Source organism: Wolbachia endosymbiont of Oryzaephilus surinamensis, from assembly GCF_025617515.1.
GTDB lineage: Bacteria > Pseudomonadota > Alphaproteobacteria > Rickettsiales > Anaplasmataceae > Wolbachia.
The window spans coordinates 454003-472422 of sequence record NZ_CP092526.1 but is presented as its reverse complement, the minus strand read 5'-3'; the positions used below and the strand labels follow the sequence as shown (position 1 = coordinate 472422).

The following is an 18420-nucleotide window of genomic DNA, read 5'->3' as shown; positions in this document are numbered from 1 at the left end:
ACAATATGAATAATGAAGATATCAGTAATAAAAAATTAACCCTACAAGGCTTAAGCAAGCTTAAATTAGACATTAATTTAAACTCTTTAGATAGTCAAAGTACTGGTACTACAATAGTAAAAAAAAGAAGAAAAATTCATTCTGCAGAAGAATATAGTTTATTTGACGAGAGTAAATTAGGCTCTTTAACTGAAAAAGAACAAATTTCCCGCATTAATGCTGTACAGAATGCTACTTTGCTGAAAGAAAGGAATCAGAGAGAACAAGAAGAGAAAATAAAAAAAGAAGAAAGCAATCAAGAAGCTGAAGATAAAAATGAATCACACTCTGTACCTAAAGAAATAAATAAGGAAGTTTTAAGTAATACTAACTCAGTTGAACAAAAAGAAGATAGTATTGAATATGAGAACAATGATAAAAAGTCTTTTAAAGCTAGCAAAGATATATACTCTAAGCATTCTAAGCTAGTAATTACACAGGCAATAGATGAAAGAAATGAATACCTCCCTGTATTTAAGCAAAAATTTGGTATAAGAAGTAAACAATCAAAGTTTACTAAGGGTAAAAATATATCAAGAGAAGTTATTATACCAGACAAAATAACTATCAGGGAGTTATCTATTCGTATGGCAGAAGATAGCAAGAATGTGCTAAAAATGCTCAAAGAAGAAGTTGGGGAGAGCTATAGAGTAGATGATCTAGTAGATCCAGATATAGCATGCGAAATAGCAAAAAAATTTAATCATACGGCTAAACGAGTAAGTGATGCTGATAAAGAAAAGAATTTACTCTTCATAAGCAACAGAGAAAACTTACCTAAAAGACCAAAACCACCTATCGTTACTTTTATGGGACATGTGGATCATGGTAAAACATCATTGCTTGATGCATTTCGTGAATCCAATGTTGCAGAAAGAGAGTCAGGTGGCATCACTCAACATATAGGTGCTTATCAATTAACGACAAAAAATAAGCAAAAAATTACTTTCATTGATACACCAGGGCATGAGGCGTTTACTGCAATGCGTGCACGTGGTGCCAATATTACTAATATAGTTGTGATAGTAGTTGCAGCTGATGATGGAATCATGAAACAAACAGTTGAAGCAATAAACCATGCAAAAGCAGCAAATGTCTCTATTATAGTTGCCATTAATAAAATTGATAAATCACAACCTGGCGATGTAGAAAGAATAATTAATAGTTTGCCTCAGTATGACCTCATCCCCGAAGAACTTGGTGGTGATGTTATAATTGTGCCAGTATCAGCAAAAAAGAAAATCAACTTAGATAAACTAGAAGAGGCAATTTTATTAATTGCTGAATTAATGACGCTAGAAGGAATAGAGGATTGTCGAGCACTTGGATGGGTAATAGAGTCCAAAATAGATAAAGCTAAAGGAATATCAGCTACATTAATAGTTGAAGAAGGAACATTAAAGATTGGTGACATATTGATAGTTGGTACAACATACAGCAAAGTACGCAGTATGGTTAATCACCTTGGTCAAAGAGAAAAAGCGTCACTACCTTCTACTCCAGTTGAAGTTACTGGTTTAAATGGTGTACCAAATGCTGGAGATAAATTTGTTGTTGTAAACTCTGAAAGGCAGGCTCGTGAAATTGTTGAATACAGGTTAGAATTAATCAAGAAAAAGCAAGAAGATTTAGACGACAGTAATTTAGATATATTCAGTCGTAATGATAGTGAAACAGAAGAACTATCTGTAGTTTTAAAGTGCGATGTCACTGGTTCTATTGAAGCAATATCAAGCTCAATTGATAAGCTTGGTAAAGATCAAGTGAAATTAAATATTCTACACAAAGCAGTAGGAGGAGTAACAGATTCAGATGTGCTGCTTGCAGAAGCATCAAGCGCAGTAATTTTAGCTTTTAATGTAAAAGTGGATTCAAAAATCAGAGAATTAGCAAAACAAAAAGGTATAGAAATACATACTTACAATATAATATATGAGCTTATTGAAGACATGAGGATGTATCTAACTAAAATGTTAAAGCCTGTTACACGAGAGGTTCGTGTTGGTTCTGCATCTGTAAGGCAAATATTTAATTCATCCAAAGCCGGTAATATCATCGGATGTTATGTCACTGATGGAGTTATAAAAAAAGATTCTCTAATTAAGGTAGTACGTGGCAGCAAATTGGTGCATGAAGGAAAGTTAAAAGCACTACGTAGATTTAAAGATGACGTTAAAGAAGTGGGTGTAAATTTTGAATGCGGAATATCGCTAGAGGGTAATATCGATATTAAAGTTGGAGACATTTTGGAAGCTTATCAATTAGTGCAAGAAGAAAGGACGTTATAGTAGTTGAATATGAAAAAGGAAATTAGAAACCTAAAAGTAGCATCGGTATTACATAGGGCAATATCAAAAGTCTTAATGGAAGGTAATGTTCTTAATGAAAAAGTAGTAGTATCTGATGTAAAGCTAAGCAAAGATTTGAAGAAAGCAGATGTATATATTGTGTTATCTTCATTAAACATCCAAAATGATAATGATGATATCAGCACTGTTGTTAATGAAATGAACCAATCTGCATGGTCAATACGTAAATCTATATTGTGTTATGTTGATTTGCGATTTATACCTGAGTTAGTTTTTAAGCCTGATTTAGCATTCGATAATTTTGTCAATGTAAGCAAAATATTACATAATCACACTTAATTAATGTATTTCAACCATTATTTCTCATTAATGAGAATACACAGTTTAACAGGTTTGTGGCTTGTGCTATTTTCTAGCTTAAGCGGCATTCTTTTAGCCTCAACTTCTCTATCGTATCAGGCTCTTTTTCTCCTTGTTTTGTTTACTATAGGTGCATTTTTAATGAGACCCGCAGGGTGCATAATCAATGATATCTTCGATAGAGAAATAGATGCGCACGTTGAACGAACAAAATATAGGCCACTTGCAAGTGGTGCATTAAACATAAAGCAGGCTTTGGCTTTACTTTCACTGTTACTGTCTATTGCCCTGGTAATCTTATTATTAACCAATAAAACTACTCTTATACTTGGAATAATTTCAATGTGCATGATAGTTATCTACCCCTTGCTAAAGCGTTACGTTTGGTGGCCACAATTGTTTTTAGGGTTTACTTTCAACATGGGATCACTCATGGGTTCAGCAGCAATAACAAACCAGATTAGCATAGAATCCTTGCTATTTTATATAGGATGCGTCTTTTGGACGCTTAGTTATGATACTATATACGCTCATCAAGATAAAAAAGATGATGAGAAATTAGGAATGAAATCTACTGCATTATATTTTGGCAATACAACAAAATCTTGGTTGAAAAGATTTTATTTAATATCCTTAATGGCATGGTTGTACGCTGGTATACTATCATCATTAAATAACATCTTTTATATTGCTTTACTTGCCATAGGATTCATATTTCACCACCAACACAAAAATTTCAATCCAGACGATTCTAATCAATGCATGTCCATATTTAAAAATAATTCCCAGATAGGACTCCTGCTCTTTTTCGGTATCCTTTTAGATAGAATTCTAAATTCTACTTTTGTATCCGTTCAGATGCATGGCTAATGTGTAAATATCGAAGCAAAAATGGTGTCATTCCAGTGTCAAGTACTGGGATGACAGGGGATGACACCATTTATTTCTATGGCTGTCTTTTCTATCTTATTTTGTCACCCTGCTGAACGGATTCTACTTTTTAGAACATATCTTGAAAGGAAATCAGGAAGATAATATGATAGGATCAGTAAAAAATATATACCAGGTGATGTAAGTGACAAAGAATGGAAATTTCTTGAGCCAAGAGTTGCACAAGGTGTGGCCAAGAAAGCACAAAATAAGAACAATTATTAATGTTATACAATACATAATGAAAGGTATTTGCCAGTAGAGCAAAAGATTTTCCTCTATGGAAGACAGTGTATGATTATTTTTTTAGGTGGCGTAATAGTCACACATTGGTTGAATGCATACAAAACAAAGGCTAGTGTGCCCATTGATGTTATAAGATCAAATTACCAACCTTTTACTAGATGAAATCAAAAAGCTAAGGAATTAAGCCTTACCTTGATTTATTAAACCTCTATCCTGAATTAAATGACCTTGAACAGAAGTATTACTTAAATAACTTTGAGGCTCTAAGTTTATTTGCTGTTCTTCAACTTCTAATGTACTATCTCTATTGTGTAATATCTGCTCTATTGATTGATTTACTATTAAATCTAGTTCCTTATTAAATACAACCATAAATTTGTTAAACTTCTTTGGACTTAACTTACCTGTTTCTCTATCGTGGCATGCTTGCTCTACATATGAGTTTAAAAATCCTGAAATCTCATTAAACTTACCACCCGTGATTTTTGCAGTAACCTCTTTCTGCATTTCTACACAATCAATATTTAACCGATGCATTGATACCCCACTTTTTAATGCAGCTTGTTCTACTACTTTCTCAAATTCCTCTATAATATTTAATGCATAGCCCTGTGCTTCTAATGGTGATATAGACTGAACTACTGTGGAAATATACTTCTGACCTGTGATTTTCCTTATAAATACATCTAATAAAAGAAGTACACCGTTGTTATCAATACCTTGAACTGTAATAGCTTTAGAAGGTTCCATACTTATAGCTGCCCTTACTATTACCCACAAATATAAATGGACATAAAAATAAAGTATTACAACATTAAAGTTTGCAAACATTGAGGGTAAAAAATGGCAAACAGGAATAATGAATGGGCTGAAAATGAATTTGGAGATGCTGTACTTGGAGATAAAAGGTTAACTGACCGATTAGTAAATATTGCTGATAGTTTTACAAGTTTACCTGAAAGCTCAATCAATCAGGCGTGTGGAAGTTGGTCAGAAGCAAAAGCAGCATATCGTTTTTTTCAAAATGAGAACGTGAAAGAAGGCGATATTCTAGCTTCACACGTTGCTAAAACAGTTGAAAGAACAAAAGCCCATAAAAAAATTTTTGTGATCCAAGATACAAGTTATATTTCATACACAGACCATGAAAAAACAAGTGGATTGGGAGTTATTACAAGAAAACATAGTCAAGGTATTATAATGCATACAGCTCTAGCTGTTAGTATAGAAGGTTTGGTACTAGGGATACTAGATCAAAAAATTTATTCAAGACCTGAAGAATCTGAAAACATAAAAAAAAAGAACAATGACAGTATCCGCATTGAAGATAAAGAGAGTATAAAATGGTTAGAAACTTTAAGCAACACAAACAACATTATTGATTCAACTCAAACTGAGACTATAACTATATGCGATAGAGAAGCAGATATATATGAGTTTTTTGAGCTTGCATATAATCTTAATTCGGCAGTGTTAGTTAGAGCTTCCAAAGATAGGGCAGTAAATAGAAAATCTCGATATCCTGAAAAAGGTGAGCAGAAGTTATGGGAATTTATTAAATCCTCTCATTGTGCAGGTACGGTAAAAGTTGAAGTTCCTGCAAAAGATAATAAGCCAAAAAGAACAGCACATTTGGAAGTTAGATTCGGAAAGTTTATTATGCATCCATCTAAGAATAGTATTAGGCATAAGACAGAAGAATTACTTAAATTACCACACTATGCAGTTTACGTTGTTGAAAAAGACTTTCCTTCTGAAACAAATCCGCTAGAGTGGATGCTTTTAACAAATCTTCCAGTCAATACCTTTGATGAAGCTGTTGAAAAAGTTAGGTGGTATTGTCTTAGATGGAAAATAGAAATATTACATAAAATTTTAAAATCTGGTCTCAAAGTTGAAGAATGTAGGCTTGGAACAGCAGAAAGGTTGATGCGATATTTAACAGTAATGAGTATTATTGCTTGGAGAATTTTCTTTATTACAACAATTGCAAGAACTGATCCAACATTACCGTGTACTACCTTATTAGCCGAAGAAGAATGGAAAGTTCTATATGTAAAAATACATAGAAAACCATGTTCAAATGCAACTCCTACTATAAAAGAAGCTGTTTCATGGATTGCTCAACTTGGAGGACATTTGGCTAGAAAAAATGATCTAGAACCAGGCCCCATTACTATTTGGAAAGGATGGAGACGTCTCTTTGATCTAGCAGAAGGATGGCGACTTGCTCACGAACTTTATATTTGTGGGTAATAGTAAGATAGCTGCCTTAAAAGGAGAAGAAATAAACTGAAAAACACCTTTAACAGTATCTACTGTAGTGTAAGCAAAAATATTGATCCATGAAGATGGCTTGCTTGCTCCGCTTGTAACTCCTATTTTATCATTTTGCAATGAATTTTCATCTTCTTTTACAATACTACGGCGATTATGGACACCTATTGATAGAGAACTGCCTTCCTCTTGTGAGTATCGATGACGCCTATGTCTTATAAAATGTTGTGTAGTTTCTTCATTTTTCCTTATTCTTTCCTCTAGAAGGTTTAGTATTTCTGAGCTGTTTTCTTTACTAAGCGTATTTGCTACGGTTAAAGCTCCTCTAGCATCAACATCATTCTCTTCATCAAGAATGAACTTAGCTATATTTAAATTGCCATAAGCAGCTGCAAAGTGCAAAGATGTCCAACTATCTTTATTTTTAGCGTTAACGTCAGCATGTTTACTTATAAGAAATTTAGCTACTTCTAAATGACTGCTTTTAACAGCCCAATGCAAAGGAGTATTGCCATTATTGTTCTTAGCATCAATATCAGCTCCTTTGTTTATAAGCTCTTCTACTATACTTAACCTACCATAACTTGCAGCCCAGTGTAAAGGGATATTACCATATTTGTTTCTTTCATTAACATTAGCTCCTTCCTTTATGAGCTTTTCTAATACATCTAAATGACTATTTTTAGTAGCCAAGTGCAAAGGAGTATCGCCATTACTGGACTTAGCATTAATATCAGCCCCTTTCTCTATAAGCTTTTCTATTACACTTAAGCTACCATAACCTGCAGCATAGTGCAGAGGGACATTGTCATATTTATTCTTCTCATTAACATTAGCTCCTTTCTCTATAAGCTTTTCTACTATATTGACATTCTGATTAAGAGCAGCCCAGTGCAGAGGAGTAGCGCCATGATTATTCTTAGCATTAACATCAGCCCCTCCCTCTATAAGCTTTTCTACTACCTGTAATTTATCTGCAAGAACAGCTAAATGTAGAGGAGTATTGCCTCTATTGTCCCTGGCATTAACATCATCCCCTTTATTGATAAGATCCGCAACTTGATTAGCATCTCCACTACGTACAGCAGCAAATAATTCATTAATCATTTAACCCTCGATAAAAACCACTCAATTTCAAAGTAAGAAAAAAATCTTTTTCTGAATAAAACAGCTACCTCATAATATAAAGAAAAATATTTTCACTATCATATTTATTGTACATAAAAAATTAATAGCTCAATATACTTTTCATAAAATACTCCATCTCTAAAACTTGTCAATCCCTATTTAGAAGTTTTTTTGATAATCTTTAATGAAAGTTCTTAACGAATTAATACTGACTTAATAGTATATATTACTAAAAATTTAAATAAAACAACCATTCCCAACAACTAAAACCGGCTAGTGAGAGAAGAGTTCGTTTTGGGATGGATTGGTCTGTTGCTGGAACTCAAGAACTGCTGCAAAAGGAAAGCCCCAGTTTTCATAGTAATTATGATATTAAAAAATCACGTTTAAAAATACTTTATACAAGTGAGAAACACCTCTTTTTGTTTTTGCAGCAGGTTTCCATGTATCCCTCTTTAATTAAGAGACTGACTAGCTCCTTGAGTTTGTTCAGTGTTTGGGTGATGAAGATTGCTGTTTACACCCTCGTTTCCAATTGTCTCTACAAACGCCTGTAATTTTAGTTTAGGAGCGTACCTCTTTTCAACATTAAAGTCTACAAAGTAAAATAGTGTATTATTTCGGACTCCTACTCTTTCTTCTTTAAAGTCATTTTTGTGCACCTCAAAAAATCTCTCCATGCCAAAGAATTTCGCCTTTTGAAAATCATATCTATAATGTGTTGATAGAAAATCCACCAATGGTTTATTATTGTGCAGGAAAATTTCTTTTTTTACTTCATCAGCCTTATTAATTAAAATATGTGCATATTCTGGATATAGCTTTTTTAAATTCTCTTCATTATCAAATTCATTACGTACGTTTTCATTTTGCTCCCATATGCCAGCCATTTTATTAACGTCATTTTCCCTCAAAAAGTCATATAGTGACTTATTTCTTTCTTTAATCTTTTTAACTTCTTCTTCACAATTTTTAAGATGCTGTAAATAATTGTTATACCTCTCGGTTGAAGTGGTTATAAATTCATTTTTCTTTTGTAAATTTTCCTCACTTACATATAAGCCAGCAACTTCTAGTCTTGCTATGTGATTTAGTATAACCTCACAAATATCTGTAAAGCCTATTTCAGTAGCCCGATGCAAAGGAGTTTTTTTATTCTTATCTTTTGCATTAATATCTGCTCCTAAGTCTATTAGAACTTTTACTATCTCTGTATAACCCTTTACAGCAGCTATATGCAAAGGAGTTCGTTCATTCTTATCTTTTGCATTAATATCTGCTCCTAAGTCTATTAGAACTTTTACTATCTCTGTATAACCCTTTACAGCAGCTATATGCAAAGGAGTTCGTTCATTCTTATCTTTTGCATTAATATCTGCTCCAGCTTCTATCAATCTCACAATTTCCTTCATATTTAGTGTTCTAACAGCATCCAAAAGTTCTGTTGATTTCGTTTCTTCTAGTTGTGGCATAAATTATCTCTAAAAGTTTGCTTGACTTTTCTTTACTATTCCTAAATAAATTATTACTAATTTAGTATATCTTTTTGTTAAGAATTTAAACGATATATCTACTTTCAGCAGCCAAAATCAAGGGCTGTGAGAAGTGTTTTCTTTGGAATCGTATGGTCTACCACTTGTTCTACGCGAATTTATATCAATTTATTACTTTATTTCTCTGTTTTTTTGAAATTCCCCTCATAAAATTAAATAGCTTACTGTAAAATTATAGTCTTAAGTCCTTGTTTGCAGGTTGTACAGAGACGCTGTTAAATGAAGATATAGGTGACCTATGAGTTAAGTTAACTGTGCTTTTATCTTCAAATTGCAATGCTTCACTTATATTTTTTAATTTTCTTTTTTTAGGTAGTGTATGTTCATCAAATGTCTCTAGGTTTCTTTTATGTGATTGTGTTTTTAAGTATGGAGCTGAGTACACAGTAGATTGAGGTTGATAGCAACAAATACTACTTGGGTAATAATTGTTAGTATAATGGTACAAATCATCGTTGAGTTCAAGTTTCACATTAGCTCCTTGTTCTAAAGAAAAAAGGGACCTAGCGCTGTCGTAGCAATGAAACTTAACATCGTAGTTCTGAGAAATATTATTACTAATATCCTCTAGATTCGTATTAACGTTATTCATTACAAGGTAGCGAACAGTGCTTGAGTGACCATATATATCAGCAAAGTGCAAAGGAGTCGTATGATCTTCATTCTGTAAATTTATATCAGCCCCATGCTCTACGAGGTAGCGAACAATTCCTAGGTAACCATACATAGCAGCAAAATGCAAAGGAGTCATACCATCCTCATCCTGTAAATTTATATCAGCCCCATGCTCTACGAGGTAGCGAACAATTCCTAGGTAACCATACATAGCAGCAAAATGCAAAGGAGTCATACCATCCTCATCCTGTAAATCTACTGTAGCCCCGTACGCTAGAAGGTACTCAAAAATCTCCAAGGAATTATGTTCAACAGCATAGTGCAAATAACCTTTACCTTCTCCATCTTGTAAATTTATACAAATCTCTTCTTCCTCTATAAAGTATCTAACGACCTCTAAGCAATTATTTTCAATAGCATAGTATAAAACAGTACTATCAAACTGAAAATGTTCGTTATCAATAAAATACCTAACTATTTCTAGTCGATTATGGAGAGCAGCACAGTCTAAAAGGGTAAGGCTCGGGTCATCACTTACCTTAAAATTAGCCCCTTTTCCTATAAAGTATTTAACTAACGCTAAATGACCATATATAACAGCATATTCTAAAGGAGTAGATCCATCTTTATCACCGATATTAACAATTTTACTTAATTTACTTAGATCTACATTCTCGAATATAAGCTTAATAACTTCTTCATTATCATCTATGGCCAGAAAATGTAAGATATTCATTCCATAATAATCAGATTCAATAAATTCATTAACTAACTTTTTATATTCACTTGCATAATTCCAAATGGATATGATATGGCTTACATTTTTACAGTTATTATTCATCAATGATGTCATTATTTTTCTTAAAAATTCTTCTTCTCTTTTTTCTTTTCTTTGCTCTAACCTTATAATTTTTTGTACTTCTTGATGAATTTTTGCTATCCCTTTCTCTAATCCAATCAATGAGAACTGATTAAGTAGATCAAGTGCATTCAAAACCCTTTGTTGATTTTCTTTTGATTCCCTCTTGAAAAAAATTTCTTTTGTATTAATTTGATTAGGGTCCAGGTAAGCCATGAATACTAAAATAACATATGCTTGCTGTCCAACATTTTTTTCTTCTTTTATTTTATCAATGTTAACCTTCAAAGCTTTAAAAGATTTTTTATTAACAACTTGTGTCTCCAAAAAATCAGTTTTTGATTGCTGAGCTACTCTATATTCCTCCAGATATTCTCTAATACTAAGACCTTTTTGTTTAATGCATGATGTTGCTGCTTTCAAATCTAATGGAAAACAATTAAACTCTTCTATTAACTCTGATATAGATTTACCTTGTGATTCATCTTCCCCTAAGGCTTTTCGAGTAAATTCCTCGGCTTCTTCTTTTTTTAAATTACCCAACTTTATTTCTTCTATATCTTCTATTTCTTCTTTCCAATTCTTGTTAGGAGAAGTAATTAAAACGTAAGGTTTTTCTCTATTAGAAAAAACAGGAAAGCTTGATGGCAAAAAATTTTCAATCTCCTTATAACTACTAGCATCATCGAAAACAAACAAACTTTTTGTGTCTTGAAGATACTCATATACATCCTCGACAATAGATTTAATGTTTCTCTCTCTCCTTTGCTCACTTTTTCTAGAAATCCCTAACCTTTCAGCCAACCCATGAAATGAATTTGAAAGCTTGTTATATGACGAGGCATCTATCCACATAATCCTTGCCCAAGTACCCTTACGCCTTTCACTAAACCCATAGCCTCTAGCAAGTTCGCTTTTCCCTATTCCAGACTTCCCACTAATTAAGACTACTCGTGACATTTTTACTTCTTGACTACTACTGTGTAACCTTAGGTTCAAATTTTTTACCACCTCTTTTCTTTCAATGAAATTTTCTGGTGTCTTGCCAAAACTATAGGAAAATTGACGCCTATCTTCATCTTGTTTTCTAAGATGTTCTTTTACATCTTCTATATCTTTCCTTTTCACAGGATCTTGTCCATTAATCTCCTTTAATATAAAACGAGCTAATTCTTCTTTTTTTTCATCATTTAAAATATACACATATCCTTCTATGGGTGCTTTAATGGATACATACTTTTGTTTTACCTCTTCCCACTTTCTTAACTCCCATTCAAAGGGAAGCCGATAGCCGTATTTTTCAGCACATCTATATTCCTCTAGATTATGTTCCTCAGAATTATATTGATAATAATTAACAGTTTCATCTTCTTCTTTTTTCTTTATTCCTACCCATTCATACAATTCTGAGGTTACTAAACTTTCACCACCTTGCTCATCTTTTATTTCATATCCAGGACGCGTAAAATATCCTTTCTTTTTTGACTTATCTAGAACAACACCTTGTGTTATAAGATCAACAGAAAAGTCTTGTTCCTCAGAAGTTAAAAGGTAATTCATTGTTCTATGTACAGCATCTATTGCTAACTTCTTAACTCTCCTATGATAAAAAGAGGGATTGATATCTACAACCTTTATGAATGGTTCCTCAAACCTGTGAAAAATTTCTAAGCCAGCTTTTACTAAAATCTCTCTCATTTCAGCTTTGTAGCAAGGTATAATTATTGTAAAAATATTTTTCGCTCTTTTCTTATGCTGTTTTCCTATAACACAATAATTGATACTCTCATTAACTTTAACACTAAATAATTTTAGTGGACTTGCTGGAATAGTATTATTCAAAATAGAATTAAAGCTGGCTGAAACTTTACTTATTTTTTGTATATTTGAATCTGGTTCTGCCTCCTCAAAATATTTAGATAATTTTTCCTCGAATTCTTTAACAAAAGTCTTAACAAAAAAAGTTGCTTTTTCCACTACTTCATTATCTGTAAGACTTATAACATTGGCTGTATCATTCGATGCGCTATACCATACACTACCGCTGCTTATAGATGAAGATCTTGTTACTCCAAGACTCTCTTGACTTGGTCCACACTGAAGTTCTCCACTAGATAATCTATCTTCATGATCAAGACCTCCTTTTGCTCCTATTGTTAACTCATCATCTACATAATCAATTCGATCATCTGCTACTTGTTCTCCTTTATTTCCTTTACCTAACATAAAACCCCCTATATTTTAATATTCATACTTGATTATTTTACCGTAAATCTCTTTTCTGAAGATTGGTTTTAATATCTAATTCATTTGATTCTTATACAGCTGTACTAAACTGCTCTACAAATTTACTGTAGAAACCTCACGGTAACCCCAGGTAACTTTAATTGCTGAGTAACAGTGTGCTTTTCTTTTGACTTCTGACTAAATTAGATATACTCTTAAAAAATCGAGAATTGCTTTCTGAGTGATATACATAATACAATGCATCTAACTCACACCTCATGTTTTCATTACGTTAGACTGCATTGTAGCTAAAAAGATCTAGCAAAGCAAGAATTTTTTTGCATACTTTAGCATCTTATTTTAGTTTTTATTTTAAAACTAAAGCAGCTCAGTTTCATGTACTTTTACTTCTTTATTGACTGTTATTTTTCTTCTTCAATGCACCTGTGAGTAATGATAACGTGGCAGTTAAAGCTTGTAAAGCAATTTTTATATAGCAAGATTCAGCTATTTAATAAAAAGATCGTGGCTAGACCAAAAAATATAAGAGCTGAGAGAATATCAGTTGTTGCTGATGTTAAGATTGAAGACGAAACAGCAGGATCGGATCTTAAACGATGAAGCATTATAGGAATAAAAGTGCCGATAAATGTTGCAATGATCGACATTGCAATCATGGAAACTACGAAAATGATCTCTACTTTTAAACTATGGAACCTTATTGCTAATACTACGAGCGAAATTGTAGATAAAATCACTCCATTTATAAGACCTATTAAAAATTCTTTCATCAGTATTCTTTTTGCATTTTGCTCAGTTAGATATTTTGTTGCGATTGCCCGGATAGTTAGTGTTACTGTTTGGGATCCTGCATTTCCGCTCATCGATGCAATGATTGGCATAATTATTGGCAGTACTATAAAACTTTGTATTACGTTATCGAAAAAGCCAACTACTATAGAACATATTGTTGCAGCTAAGAGGTTAAACAGTAACCAAGGTAGTCTTTTAATTATAGTTTTATGTATAGGGGCATTTATATCAGATTTAGAAGATACACCGCTTATTTTAAGCACATCCTCTTCTGCTTCTTGTTGAACAATTTTGATTACATCTTCAATAAGGATTACACCTATAATTTTACCATTCTTATTTACTACTGGAGCTGATAATAGAGAGTAATCTTTAAATATTCTTGCTACTTCTTCTTGGTCCATTCCAGTTTTAATTATTTTTATATCTTGACTCATTATCTCTTTTATTATTGTTTCTCCTGAGTGAGATATTACCTTATTTAAGTTGAAAATGCCTATGGGTTCTAATTTTGAGTTAATGATGAAAATTTGATAAAATGTTTCTGGTATTTTTTTATAGTTGCGCAAGAATTCCATTAGCTGATTTATCGTCCAATAATATGGAGCTATAACCATATTTTTATGTATCAACCTTCCTGCACTTTCTTCTGGGTATGATAACAATTCCTCTACTAATTTTTGAGTTGCATTGGGTAAGTAGTTAAGTATATTTTCTATAGACTTTCTATCTAAATCTTTCACTATAGCTACTATGTCTTCTATATCAAGAAGCATTAGTAACTTTGCTGTATTTTCTATTCCCAATATTTCTATGATCTCTACTTGTAAATCTGGTACTACATGTACTAAGGCATCACTTAACAAATGTTGATCGAGGATATTAACTAATTTCTCCCTGTGATCATTGATCGAAGTAGATAAAAAATAAGCTAACTGAACGCTATCTATCGTTTTTACAATATTACGAACATTCTCTAATTCTTGATTATCGAGAGACTCTATTAAATCATCAATAGCCTTTTTGTCTAAACCATAATGAGAACTTGTTTTAATATTCATTACTTTACCTTATTTTTTTAATAAATATACACACTTGATTTTATTGAACATTCAAGTATAATAAAATTATTTTGAATTAACTATTATATGGTTAAATTTCTATTTTGTTTGCTGTTATTGTTAGTGATAATAAATATATTAAAGTCTAAAGTATAATGAAAACCCATCCAGAAATCCTTGAATACTTTCAAGGCTTAAATAAAAGTATTTCTCTTATCAGGAGGTGTCTTTGACATAGAAAAATTGAAGTTGCGTCTTGAAGAGCTGGATTCTCAAGCGTCGAATGATAATCTGTGGCAAGATAATCAAAAAGCACAAGAGATTTTAAAAGAACGCTCTAAAATTAAGCATGAAATAGAATCGTTTTCAAAGCTAGAAAGCGATTACAACGATTCTATCAGCTTGATGAAATCTGCTATTGATGAGAATGATGAAGAATTTTTTTCTGAAGTTAAAGGTGAGTTAGTAAAGCTAGAGAAATTAATCAAACTTAAAGAGACAGAATCCTTATTTACTGGTGAAGCAGATAACAATAACTGCTTTTTAGAAATCCACTCAGGAGCCGGTGGAACAGAGAGCAATGATTGGACTGAGATGCTCATGCGCATGTATACAAGATGGGCAGAAATTTATCACAATTTTAAAGTTGAAGTTGTAGAAAAATTAGATGGTGATGCAGTTGGTATAAAATCTACAACAATAAAGATCATCGGAGAAAAAGCTTACGGGTGGGCAAAAAGCGAAAGTGGAGTTCATAGATTGGTTAGAATATCACCATTTGATGCAAATGGTAAACGTCATACCAGTTTTGCAAGTGTAGGAGTAACTCCAGTGATTGAAGATTCAATAGATATTGTTGTGGATGAAAAGGATTTAAAGATCGACACTTACCGTGCTTCTGGAGCAGGTGGTCAGCATGTCAATAAGACTGAAAGCGCGGTACGTATTACGCATATTCCAACAGGCGTTGTAGCTCAATGCCAAAATGGTCGTTCTCAACATAAAAATAAAGATGAAGCACTTAAACTACTTAAAGGACGTTTATATCAAATTGAATTGGAAAAAAAAGAACAGAAAATGGCCGAAGAATATGGCAAGAAATGCGATATAGGTTGGGGCAGTCAGATCAGATCGTATGTTATGCATCCATATCAAATGGTAAAGGATTTAAGGACTGGACATGAAGTTGGCAATATAAATTCCGTTTTTGATGGCAATATAGATTGTTTCATAGTTAGTGTATTGGAGTTAAAATGAGATTTATTAAAAAGCTAAGTTTTATGCTCTGCTAATAAGGGGAAAAGAAAACCAAAATCTATTGAGAAAAATGGAACAATTTTGTGAATATATCTATTATCCAAGTAGCTGATGAAAATGGCAACTCGTTTCTTATGGGCACAAAAATGTAATATGAAGAGAAATCTTCGTACATTAAGTTGTAGCGGTTCTGTCGAATCTATAAATTGTGGTACAAGAAGATCGTTAAACTGGGATTATGGGAGTTATAGAGCAATTAGCATAGCAAAATTCTCAAAAGTAGAAACATTATCATTAGCCCCGATAATTTGTCTTTTTTGAATCATACGAATATTTTCTATGCCGGTAATGGTAATCTTTGCGGAGTGGAAGCTCTTAAAACCAAGCATTGGCTTTATTCGTTTTTTGATAAATCTATGATCTTGTTCGACAATATTATTTAGATATTTTATTTGAAAAACCATGATTCTACAATCTTCAGAAATTTCTGTATTCAAATCATCAAGAGCAGCAGTATTACTGCCGCTTTTATCAATTACTACTTTCTCAGGAAGGTTATTCTCTCTAAAGGCTTTACGAAAGAACGCAAGTGCCGCAGACTTGTCTCTACGAGCACACAACAGAAAGTCTACAGTATTACCAATAGTGCTCTGTATAGATAAACCCATTTGCCGTTTAATTTAACGTAGGTCTCGTCCATTCTCCAGCTACTGCCAACCTGCTTCTTCCTTTTCCTTACCGCTTCATCTATCAGTGGCACAAATCTGATAACCCACCTTTGTAACGTAGCATGATCAATTTTTGCTCCCCTTATACTCAGCATTTCTTCCAAATCTCGATAGCTCAAAGAGAATCTACATTTCATATATACAGATAACATTATTATCTCTGCTGAAAAGCTAAATCCTTTGAAATATGGCAATAATTTTGAACTAATACGAAACATCTTTGCTTTTTTTTTAGATGATCATATCACTTCTTTTCTACTTTCCTACAAATGTTACATACCAGGATTTATAGATGCAACAGAACCAATAGAACTACCGGATTAGTAGACTATAAAGAACTAGAATCAAATATTTTATCATCTATAGCTAACCCAAGAAAGGTTTAGCTATATGGCAAAATTGGTTATAATGGTATAATAAGTAATGAGAAAGAAGAAGATGCCAAGTCCATATAGTGAGGATCTGAAAGAACGTGTTTTCAAAGTAGTCGATAAAAAAACAATGACGATAAAAAAATCAGTCAAATATTCAAAGTGAGCATAAAAACAATATATTTGTGGAGGAAAAGGAAAGAAGAAACAGAAACCATCTTCAGGCTATCACAAAGGATATGGCCATAAGATTAAAGATATGGATAGATTTATCAAATTTCTGGATGGATATTAGAATTGAAAAGATAATTGAAGAATTTTGTAATATGTGTAGAAGCACAGTATATAACTACCTTAGCAAAGTAAACTATACATATAAAAAAACTTTTCTTTATCGAGAAAGAGAAACGCAAAGAGTTCATAAAAAAAGTAGAAGAAAGAAAACTTGATATACATAGATGAGTCTGGAATAGAGGACAATGAATTTTATGAATATGGGTAGTCTCAAAGAGTCAAGAGGTTATTTGCCCAGGGTTTAAAAGAAAGAGGTAAGCATGATTGGAGCACTGAATGAAGGAAAAGTTAAAGCACCATGGATAATGGTTCTGTCGCATCTATAAATCCTGGTATGTAACATTTGTAGGAAAGTAGAAAAGAAGTGATATGATCATCTAAAAAAAAAGCAAAGATGTTTCGTATTAGTTCAAAATTATTGCCATATTTCAAAGGATTTAGCTTTTCAGCAGAGATAATAATGTTATCTGTATATATGAAATGTAGATTCTCTTTGAGCTATCGAGATTTGGAAGAAATGCTGAGTATAAGGGGAGCAAAAATTGATCATGCTACGTTACAAAGGTGGGTTATCAGATTTGTGCCACTGATAGATGAAGCGGTAAGGAAAAGGAAGAAGCAGGTTGGCAGTAGCTGGAGAATGGACGAGACCTACGTTAAATTAAACGGCAAATGGGTTTATCTATACAGAGCACTATTGGTAATACTGTAGACTTTCTGTTGTGTGCTCGTAGAGACAAGTCTGCGGCACTTGCGTTCTTTCGTAAAGCCTTTAGAGAGAATAACCTTCCTGAGAAAGTAGTAATTGATAAAAGCGGCAGTAATACTGCTGCTCTTGATGATTTGAATACAGAAATTTCTGAAGATTGTAGAATCATGGTTTTTCAAATAAAATATCTAAATAATATTGTCGAACAAGATCATAGATTTATCAAAAAACGAATAAAGCCAATGCTTGGTTTTAAGAGCTTCCACTCCGCAAAGATTACCATTACCGGCATAGAAAATATTCGTATGATTCAAAAAAGACAAATTATCGGGGCTAATGATAATGTTTCTACTTTTGAGAATTTTGCTATGCTAATTGCTCTATAACTCCCATAATCCCAGTTTAACGATCTTCTTGTACCACAATTTATAGATTCGACAGAACCGTTCTATTTGCTTGACTCATTTCAAACCTTCATTTTTTATATCAATTTATTACTTTTCTTTTCGGCTTGACACACTTTTTTGAACGTTCCCCACTTTTTCTATCAACTTTTCAAATTCTTCTACAGTTAAGCCTGTTATATTACGAAAATTTCTTGGGTGTTTCTTTATATTGTAGTAACTAAAGCTCATTTTTTTACCT

Annotated in this window: 11 protein-coding genes and 2 pseudogenes; 6 read left to right on the top strand and 7 right to left on the bottom strand. The window is 32.7% G+C overall.

Features of this window, described 5'->3' with window-relative positions; translation table 11 throughout:
• The first annotated feature begins 5 nt into the window (after positions 1 to 5).
• From infB to ubiA, 3 genes are read left to right on the top strand one after another with little or no spacing between them, the layout of a single operon-like run.
• Positions 6 to 2327 carry a translation initiation factor IF-2 gene (gene infB / locus MJ631_RS01990; protein WP_052264741.1) on the top strand — a complete coding sequence of 774 codons (2322 nt, stop codon included), beginning with the start codon at positions 6 to 8 and terminating at the stop codon, positions 2325 to 2327.
• 9 nt (positions 2328 to 2336) lie between these two features.
• Positions 2337 to 2687, top strand: coding sequence for a ribosome-binding factor A (locus tag MJ631_RS01985; protein ID WP_006015187.1), 351 nt, complete (start codon positions 2337 to 2339; stop codon positions 2685 to 2687).
• 3 nt (positions 2688 to 2690) lie between these two features.
• Positions 2691 to 3578 (top strand): 4-hydroxybenzoate octaprenyltransferase, encoded by an 888-nt coding sequence (ubiA, locus tag MJ631_RS01980; protein WP_007302787.1) that lies wholly within the window; start codon positions 2691 to 2693, stop codon positions 3576 to 3578.
• A 486-nt stretch (positions 3579 to 4064) separates the two neighbouring features.
• Here the strand turns inward: ubiA and MJ631_RS01975 are convergent, their stop codons facing one another.
• Positions 4065 to 4664, bottom strand: coding sequence for a latrotoxin-related protein (locus MJ631_RS01975; protein ID WP_262986586.1), 600 nt, complete (start codon positions 4662 to 4664; stop codon positions 4065 to 4067).
• 63 nt (positions 4665 to 4727) lie between these two features.
• Between MJ631_RS01975 and MJ631_RS01970 the strand changes: the two genes are divergently transcribed.
• Complete coding sequence (locus tag MJ631_RS01970; RefSeq protein WP_214303148.1) at positions 4728 to 6140, top strand: IS4-like element ISWosp2 family transposase; 1413 nt, start codon at positions 4728 to 4730, stop codon at positions 6138 to 6140.
• On the opposite strand, the gene MJ631_RS01965 is transcribed toward MJ631_RS01970, so the two are convergent.
• From MJ631_RS01965 to mgtE, 4 genes are all read right to left on the bottom strand, one after another.
• The gene (locus MJ631_RS01965) at positions 6093 to 7268 is read right to left on the bottom strand and encodes an ankyrin repeat domain-containing protein (protein ID WP_262986585.1); all 1176 of its coding nucleotides are present in this window, start codon (positions 7266 to 7268) and stop codon (positions 6093 to 6095) included. The two genes, MJ631_RS01970 and MJ631_RS01965, sit on opposite strands and share 48 nt — an antisense overlap.
• A 476-nt stretch (positions 7269 to 7744) precedes the next feature.
• Positions 7745 to 8761, bottom strand: coding sequence for an ankyrin repeat domain-containing protein (locus MJ631_RS01960; protein WP_262986584.1), 1017 nt, complete (start codon positions 8759 to 8761; stop codon positions 7745 to 7747).
• A 253-nt stretch (positions 8762 to 9014) separates the two neighbouring features.
• The gene (locus MJ631_RS01955) at positions 9015 to 12542 is read right to left on the bottom strand and encodes an ankyrin repeat domain-containing protein (protein ID WP_214303358.1); all 3528 of its coding nucleotides are present in this window, start codon (positions 12540 to 12542) and stop codon (positions 9015 to 9017) included.
• Between the two features lie 503 nt (positions 12543 to 13045).
• Positions 13046 to 14416 carry a magnesium transporter gene (gene mgtE / locus MJ631_RS01950; protein ID WP_007302783.1) on the bottom strand — a complete coding sequence of 457 codons (1371 nt, stop codon included), beginning with the start codon at positions 14414 to 14416 and terminating at the stop codon, positions 13046 to 13048.
• Between the two features lie 155 nt (positions 14417 to 14571).
• On the opposite strand from mgtE, the gene prfB reads away from it, so the two are divergent.
• Positions 14572 to 15673, top strand: a protein-coding gene (prfB, locus tag MJ631_RS01945) for a peptide chain release factor 2 (protein ID WP_230440360.1) whose coding sequence is annotated in 2 segments (ribosomal slippage) — positions 14572 to 14637 and positions 14639 to 15673 — 1101 coding nt in all. Because the reading frame shifts where the segments join, the coding sequence is not laid out codon by codon here.
• A gap of 245 nt (positions 15674 to 15918) precedes the next feature.
• On the opposite strand, the pseudogene MJ631_RS01940 reads toward prfB, so the two are convergent.
• A pseudogene (locus MJ631_RS01940) lies at positions 15919 to 16619 on the bottom strand (IS6 family transposase).
• A gap of 841 nt (positions 16620 to 17460) precedes the next feature.
• On the opposite strand from MJ631_RS01940, the pseudogene MJ631_RS01935 reads away from it, so the two are divergent.
• Positions 17461 to 18161 (top strand): annotated as a pseudogene (locus MJ631_RS01935) (IS6 family transposase).
• A 108-nt stretch (positions 18162 to 18269) separates the two neighbouring features.
• Here the strand turns inward: MJ631_RS01935 and MJ631_RS01930 are convergent.
• Positions 18270 to 18410, bottom strand: coding sequence for a hypothetical protein (locus tag MJ631_RS01930; RefSeq protein WP_019078789.1), 141 nt, complete (start codon positions 18408 to 18410; stop codon positions 18270 to 18272).
• Positions 18411 to 18420 lie beyond the last annotated feature (10 nt).

Coding starts and splice junctions, on each gene's coding strand:
- infB (WP_052264741.1), top strand. CDS start 6: ATGAATAATGAAGATATCAGTAATAAAAAATTAACCCTACAAGGCTTA.
- MJ631_RS01985 (WP_006015187.1), top strand. CDS start 2,337: ATGAAAAAGGAAATTAGAAACCTAAAAGTAGCATCGGTATTACATAGG.
- ubiA (WP_007302787.1), top strand. CDS start 2,691: ATGTATTTCAACCATTATTTCTCATTAATGAGAATACACAGTTTAACA.
- MJ631_RS01970 (WP_214303148.1), top strand. CDS start 4,728: ATGGCAAACAGGAATAATGAATGGGCTGAAAATGAATTTGGAGATGCT.
- MJ631_RS01965 (WP_262986585.1), bottom strand. CDS start 7,268: ATGATTAATGAATTATTTGCTGCTGTACGTAGTGGAGATGCTAATCAA.
- MJ631_RS01960 (WP_262986584.1), bottom strand. CDS start 8,761: ATGCCACAACTAGAAGAAACGAAATCAACAGAACTTTTGGATGCTGTT.
- MJ631_RS01955 (WP_214303358.1), bottom strand. CDS start 12,542: ATGTTAGGTAAAGGAAATAAAGGAGAACAAGTAGCAGATGATCGAATT.
- mgtE (WP_007302783.1), bottom strand. CDS start 14,416: ATGAATATTAAAACAAGTTCTCATTATGGTTTAGACAAAAAGGCTATT.
- MJ631_RS01930 (WP_019078789.1), bottom strand. CDS start 18,410: ATGAGCTTTAGTTACTACAATATAAAGAAACACCCAAGAAATTTTCGT.